Source organism: Cyanobium gracile UHCC 0281 (assembly GCF_034931305.1).
GTDB classification, from domain to species: domain Bacteria; phylum Cyanobacteriota; class Cyanobacteriia; order PCC-6307; family Cyanobiaceae; genus Cyanobium; species Cyanobium gracile_A.
Map to the genome: position 1 here is coordinate 1 of NZ_JAYGHY010000091.1, position 6222 is coordinate 6222.

Below are 6222 nucleotides of genomic sequence, written 5' to 3' on the forward strand. Positions count from 1 at the left end.
GTCCACCGCCGGTGCGGGCTGGCTGGCCCTGATCTGGCCCCGAACCCAGCCCCCGCCGCAGGCGGCGCCCACCTCCCCCGGGCTGCGGGCCGCCCTGGCCGAGGTGGAGCGCCTCTGCAGCCAGCCGGCCACCCTTCCCCTGGAGCTGCGCCGTCGCCGCGACCTGTTCGTCGCCCTTCGCCAGGGCCGGCAGGATCCAGGCCAACTCAAAGCTGCAGCCGCCACGGATCCCCTGGCTGCCCTGATCGCGGCGGATCTGCCAGCTGCCGATCCAACGGAGGACAAGCCTGCCGCGGCCCAACCGGCAGCGGCACAACCCCGCGGCCCCCTGCAGGCCCTCGGCGCCTGCCCGGCCCTGCTGGAGGCCCTCAGCCGGCAGTGGGCCCTCTCCCCGGCCACCACTCCCCCCTGATCCCCATGGCTCTGCGTCTGCTGCTCGATAGCGCCGACCCCCTGGAGTGGGAGCGCTGGCTGCCCAGTGGCCTGTTCCAGGGGGTCACCACCAACCCGACCCTGCTGCGGCGGGCCGGCCAGCCCTGCAGCCTCGACCACCTGGCCCGGCTGGGCCAGCGGGCTGCGGCCCTGGGCTGCCGCGAACTCCATCTGCAGACCTGGGGCGCCGATGGCGAGCAGCAACTGGCCACCGGCCGCGCCCTGGCGGCCCTTGATCCCCAGCGGGTGTTCGTCAAGGTGCCGATCACCAGTGGAGGGGCTGAAGTGGCGCGTCAGCTGATCGCCGAAGGGGTTCCCGTCACCTTCACCGCCTGCTACGAGGTGGCGCAGGTGCTGGTGGCCGCCGCCCTCGGGGCCCATGGCATCGCCGCCTACCTGGGACGCATCGGCGATCTCGGCCGTGACGGCCACGGCGAACTGATCGCTATGCAGCGGGCCCTCGACGGGGTGGGCTCCAGCACCCGCCTGCTGGTGGCCAGCCTGCGGCAACCGGGGGATCTGGCCCGCCTGGCTGCCGCCGGTCTGGCCCACCACACAATCAGTCCGGCCATCGCCGAGGCCCTGTTCGCCAGCCCGGACACCGCCGCGGCCGCCGAACAGTTCGAACGTGATGCCCTGGGCAGCTGAACCGCCCAGGCAACGCTGGACTCAGGCGGTCCCGCAGAAGGTGACGTCGGGGAACTTGAGCTTGGCCTCATCGAGGGATTTGCCGCGCCCTTCCTCCTGCCAGTAGTTGATCACCTCGGTGGCCTTGTTGAGGATCTCCACCCGCTCGTTGTCGGTGATCCAGCTCTTGGCTTCGAGCTCGCCCTTGAGGGTTTCCCAGGCGTCTTCACGGGGCCAGAAGAAGTAGGCGGTGAGGGGGCTGGGGCCGCCACCGACGATCTGGTCCACCGCCAGGGCGACGTTGTCGGGCAGCCAGAGGATCTTCACCAGGAAGCGGCCCTCGTCGGCCTTGGGGGTGTAGCCCGAAGGCACGCCATCTTCATCGATGGTGGCGGTGGCCAGGGCGGCACTGCCGCCGCGCAGCACCGGACGACCCTCGGTGGTGTCGGCTGCGATGGCCGTAGGGACGGCGCTCACGGCAGCGGTCTCGGCACTCTCAGGGGCTGTCACGGTTTCGGCGCTCAAGGGGTATTAGCAAACGACTAACCTACCAGCCGATTCGCAGCAACCCCCTGGCCGCCCCCGCCGCCCCCCGCGCCGTTCTCCTCTTCGATATCGACGGCGTGATCAGGGATGTGGGCGGCAGCTACCGGCGCGCCATCATCGAAACCGTGCGCCATTTCAGTGGCTGGGCACCGGAGCCGGCCTCGATCGACGCCCTCAAGGCCGAAGGCTGCTGGAACAACGACTGGCAGGCCTCCATGGAGCTGCTGCGCCGGCGTGGCAGCCACCCATTGCCCACCTGGGATGTCCTGGTGCAGGTGTTCAGCGGCTACTACTTCGGTGGCGACCCGGAGGGGGATCCCGGCCTCTGGCGCGGCTTCATCGGCCGTGAGCCCCTGCTGGTGGATGGAACCTTCTTCGCTGCCCTCAGCGACCGGGGGATCGCCTGGGGCTTCGTCAGCGGCGCCGAGCCTCCCTCCGCCCGCTTCGTGCTGGAGCAGCGGCTGGGCCTGGTGGCGCCGCCCCTGATCGCCATGGGCCAGGCCCCCGACAAGCCCGATCCCACGGGACTGCTGCGCCTGGCCCTCGCCCTGGCCGGCCCCCTGGGCCCAGAGGCACCGCCGGTGGCCTACCTGGGAGACACCGTGGCCGACGTGCTCACGGTGCAGCGGGCCCGGCAGCAGCAGCCCAGCCAGCGCTTCCTCAGCCTGGCCGTGGCCCCGCCCCACCTGCAGCAACCTGGCCGGGAAGCCGAGCGCTGCCGCTACGAGGACCAGCTGCTGGCCGCCGGGGCGGATGCGGTGATTCCCTCCACCGACCGTGTGGCTGAGCACCTGCCCTTGGCCCCCAGGGGCCGCCAGCTCCCGTGAGGCCACGGCACACCACCCCCAAGCCTCACAACGCCCAGGCCAGCAGGCCCACCACCACCAGTCCGATCAGTGCCAGCGCCTGGAACCGCAGGTCGATCCGGTTGAGGCTGGCCACCACGGAGGCGAGCTGGTCTTCAGGCGCGTTGGCGCAGGCGTTGCTGCCCCACAGGAACAGGAAGAACAGCGCGATCGTCACCAGGTAGGCATAGGCATAGAGCCAGTCGAGGAAAGTGAGATAGCTCAGGGCGGGCAGACTCGCCTTGTAGGCCTGCTGCAGAAAGATCAGGGTGAGGAGGGCCGTCGTGGGGATGGCGAGCCGCACATCCCCCAGTCGCCCCTCCAGCGACGGCGCGGCGAACACGATGGCCAGCACGATCAGCAGCGGCAGCACATAGGTGATGAAGCTGGCGACTGCATCGCTGTCCAGATGCACCACGGCGCTGAGGGTGGAGTAGTCGAGATCGCCCTTGTCCAGTCCCCAGGAGGTGCCATAGGCATGCAGCAGCGGCACCAGCTCAGCAGAGTGCAGATGAAACCCATCGACCACCGAGTAGGCCCCGAGCAGGGCGCCTGAGGAGCGATCAGGCACCAGCACCACCGGCTGATCCTGCAGCGCGAACACATCGGGGCCGATCTCCAGAACGATCGGCAGGGCGATCCGATCGAAGGGGGAATCCTTGAAACTGAGGTAAGGGATGTAGAAGGACCCCGAAAAGCGCGCCTGATAGCGATACCGCCCGGAAGGCAGCCGCGTCACTTCGCCATAGGGCTTGATGACCGCATCGTATTCATCGACCAGGTTCGACAGTTCCACCAGATCCGCGGCAGACACTTTCGTTTCCTCCAGTAGATCCTGCAGGCGCTGCGGCCATTCCAGCCAGTAATACCCCTCGGCCTTGAAGATCCGCTCCGCCAGGGAGAGGCCATGCAGGTTCTTGATATACATGCCCGTCTTCACCGGGATCGCCTTGGTCTGGGCGATCAGGTCCTGGGGATCGACCCGCCGGACCCGATCCCTCAGCGGCTGGCCCTGCCCCAGCGGAGGAGCCGACGGGGATCCGCTACCGGACCCTGCCGGTCTGAGGGCGAGGGCCAGCACCAGGCCCAGCACCACCAGCGCCAGCCCGACCAGCAGCGCCAGCCGTCGCCCTCGCCTCCCGCGCATACCGGCCTGCCGCTGAGCTTGACACTGGCAGATCAGGCGCCCTCGTGCCCGGGCAGCGCGTCACCGTCGAGAACAGCGGCAGCGCAGGGCCGGCTCAACGCTCCATCGCCGCCGGCGCTTTGAGGGCGGCAGCCGAGAGCACCTCATGGCCGTGGTCGCTCACCGCCACGTCGTCCTCGATGCGGATGCCGATGCCCTTCCAGCGATCGGCGATGGCGGGCTGGCCCTCGGGCACCGCCAGCCGGTCGCTCACGTACAGGCCGGGCTCCACGGTGAGCACCATGCCCGGTTCGAGGGCCACATGGTGTTCGCCCAGCCGGTAGGCCCCCACATCGTGGACATCGAGCCCCAGCCAGTGGCCGGTGCGGTGCATGTACAGGTGGCGGTAGGCCCCCTGCTCGATCAGGCCATCCACCGCGCCGTTCAGCAGGCCCAGCTCCACCAGCCCCTCCACCAGCACCCGCACGGCGGTGTCGTGCACCCCCTCGGCGGTCTGGCCGGGGGCCACCGCCGCCACGGCCGCCTCCTGGGCGGCCAGCACCAGGTCGTAAAGGGCGCGCTGCTCGCCACTGAAGCGCCCGCTGACGGGGAAGGTGCGGGTGATGTCGCCGTTGTAGTAATCGTCGAGGCTGCAGCCTGCATCGATCAGCAGCAGGTCGCCCTCCCGCAGGACATCGGCGTTGGCGGTGTAGTGGAGGACGCAGGCGTTGTCGCCCCCGGCCACGATCGAGCCATAGGCCGGCCCGCGCGCTCCCTGCTCAAGAAAGTGCTGCTCGATCATGGCCTGCACCTGCCGTTCGCTGAGGCCAGGCCGCACCACCCGCCGGGCCAGTTCGTGGGCTTCGGCGGAGATGCGGGCGGCCTCCCGCAACCGGGTCAGCTCTTCCGGATCCTTGCGCAGCCGCAGCTCGTGCAGCAGGGGGCAGGGGGCCACGAGCCCGAGGGCGGCCTTGCCGCTGCGGGGGGACCGATCCAGCTGGCGTGCCCAGGCGGCGAGCACCAGGGGCTCCACCTGGGGATGGCGGCCCACCCGGAAGGCGATCCCCTCGGCGCCGTCGAGGTACTCCGGCAGCCGTTCGGCCAGCTCGCCGCGGGGGTGGGCCAGATCGGCGCCGAAGCTGGTCACGGCTCCCTCGCAACCCCAGCGGAAGCCGTTCCACACCTCGGCACCGGGATCCTTCGCCTCCACGAACAGCACGAAGGGGTTGTCGGGCCGGTGGGGCAGGAACAGGGCCACGGCCCCGGGCTCATCGAAGCCGGTGAGGTACCAGAAGTCGCTGTTCTGGCGGAAGCCATGCTCCACGTCGGCGTGGTGGGTCACCAACGCCGCCCCGGGGATCACCGCGGCCACACTGCCCAGCTTCTGCAGGAACCGCTGGCGCCGGCGGGCCAGCAGGGCGGGGTCGATCAGGGGGGTCGGCGGCATCGAAGCGCAGGGATGTACAGCGAGAAGATGGCACAGCCGATTAAATACACGTGATCTCCCCGAACCCGCGCGTGCCGCTTTCTTCCGTTCCCGTCGCCCGCGGATGAACGATTACCTGCTTCTGTTGCTGGCGGTGATCCTGATGTTGCTGGGGTCCTTCCTGTGTTCGGGGGTGGAGGCGGCTCTGCTCACGGTCAACCCGGTGAAGGTGCACGAACTGGCGAGTCGCCCCCGCCCCGTGCCGGGGGCCCGGCGGCTGCAGGCCCTGCGCCAGCGCCTCGGCCGCACCCTGGCGGTGCTGGTGATCGCCAACAACATGTTCAACATCTTCGGCAGCCTGATGGTGGGCGGTTTCGCCAGCGCCGTGTTCGCCCGCCATGGCATCAGCGGCCCCGCCCTGCCCCTGTTCTCCGTGGCCCTCACCGTGCTGGTGATCCTGCTCGGGGAGATCCTGCCCAAGGCGATCGGTACACGTCTGGCGATGCCGGTGTCCCTGGCCATCTCCCCCGGGCTCGGGGTGATCAGCCAGCTGATGCTGCCCCTGGTGCTGCTGCTGGAGCGGATCCTGCCGGCGATCACCGCCGAGAACGAGATCAGCACCGACGAGGAGGAAATCCGGCTCCTGGCCAGGCTGGGATCCCAGAAGGGTCAGATCGAGGCCGATGAGGCCGCCATGATCGCCAAGGTGTTCCAGCTCAACGACCTCACCGCCAGGGATCTGATGCTGCCGCGGGTGTCGGCGCCCACCCTGGCGGGCCACCAGAGCCTCGATGAGCAGCGCTCCACCCTGCTGCGACACGCCACCGCCTGGTGGGTGGTGCTGGGGGAGGAGGTCGATGAGGTGCTGGGTGTGGCCAGCCGCGAGCAGTTGCTCACCGCCCTGGTGGAGGGCAGGGGTGGTAGTCAGGCCGCCGATCTGTGCGAGCCGGTGGAGTTCGTGCCGGAGATGATCCGCGCCGACCGGCTGCTCACAAGCTTCCGCCGCAACGGCTCCGGGGTGCGGGTGGTGGTGGACGAGTTCGGCGGCTTTGTCGGGGTGATCGGCCCCGAGGCCGTGCTGGCGGTGCTGGCCGGCTGGTGGCGCCGGCCGGCCGCCGCCGCCGAGAGCAACGGTTGACCATGGTGGCAACGGCCCCCCTGGTTGCCCCCCCCGCTGCCGAGCGTTGCCGGCAGCTGCTGGCCCGCTGGCGGTCGGGGCT

At 70.0% G+C, this 6222-nt stretch carries 7 protein-coding genes; 4 read left to right on the plus strand and 3 right to left on the minus strand.

The window, feature by feature from the left end; translation table 11 throughout:
* Positions 1-412, plus strand: a 412-nt coding sequence (locus VB739_RS15800; RefSeq protein ID WP_323357979.1) for a hypothetical protein, incomplete at its 5' end; no start/stop codon positions are given.
* Between the two features lie 5 nt (positions 413-417).
* Positions 418-1080 carry a transaldolase family protein gene (locus tag VB739_RS15805; protein WP_323357980.1) on the plus strand — a complete coding sequence of 221 codons (663 nt, stop codon included), beginning with the start codon at positions 418-420 and terminating at the stop codon, positions 1078-1080.
* A gap of 21 nt (positions 1081-1101) precedes the next feature.
* Here the strand turns inward: VB739_RS15805 and VB739_RS15810 are convergent, their stop codons facing one another.
* Positions 1102-1584 carry a 30S ribosomal protein PSRP-3 gene (locus VB739_RS15810; RefSeq protein ID WP_416233352.1) on the minus strand — a complete coding sequence of 161 codons (483 nt, stop codon included), beginning with the start codon at positions 1582-1584 and terminating at the stop codon, positions 1102-1104.
* A gap of 98 nt (positions 1585-1682) precedes the next feature.
* Here VB739_RS15810 and VB739_RS15815 point away from each other — a divergent pair, with 98 nt between their 5' ends.
* Positions 1683-2432, plus strand: a complete 750-nt coding sequence (locus VB739_RS15815; protein WP_416233353.1) for a TIGR01548 family HAD-type hydrolase — start codon at positions 1683-1685, stop codon at positions 2430-2432.
* Positions 2433-2457: 25 nt separating this feature from the next.
* Here VB739_RS15815 and VB739_RS15820 read toward each other — a convergent pair whose 3' ends face one another.
* Positions 2458-3597 carry a hypothetical protein gene (locus tag VB739_RS15820; protein WP_323357981.1) on the minus strand — a complete coding sequence of 380 codons (1140 nt, stop codon included), beginning with the start codon at positions 3595-3597 and terminating at the stop codon, positions 2458-2460.
* Positions 3598-3691: 94 nt separating this feature from the next.
* A complete protein-coding gene (locus VB739_RS15825; RefSeq protein ID WP_323357982.1) occupies positions 3692-5023 on the minus strand; it encodes an aminopeptidase P N-terminal domain-containing protein in 1332 nt (443 codons plus the stop codon).
* A gap of 103 nt (positions 5024-5126) precedes the next feature.
* On the opposite strand from VB739_RS15825, the gene VB739_RS15830 reads away from it, so the two are divergent.
* The gene (locus VB739_RS15830; RefSeq protein WP_323357983.1) at positions 5127-6140 is read left to right on the plus strand and encodes a CNNM domain-containing protein; all 1014 of its coding nucleotides are present in this window, start codon (positions 5127-5129) and stop codon (positions 6138-6140) included.
* Positions 6141-6222: the final 82 nt, after the last annotated feature.

Coding starts and splice junctions, on each gene's coding strand:
- VB739_RS15805 (WP_323357980.1), top strand. CDS start 418: ATGGCTCTGCGTCTGCTGCTCGATAGCGCCGACCCCCTGGAGTGGGAG.
- VB739_RS15820 (WP_323357981.1), bottom strand. CDS start 3,597: ATGCGCGGGAGGCGAGGGCGACGGCTGGCGCTGCTGGTCGGGCTGGCG.
- VB739_RS15825 (WP_323357982.1), bottom strand. CDS start 5,023: ATGCCGCCGACCCCCCTGATCGACCCCGCCCTGCTGGCCCGCCGGCGC.
- VB739_RS15830 (WP_323357983.1), top strand. CDS start 5,127: ATGAACGATTACCTGCTTCTGTTGCTGGCGGTGATCCTGATGTTGCTG.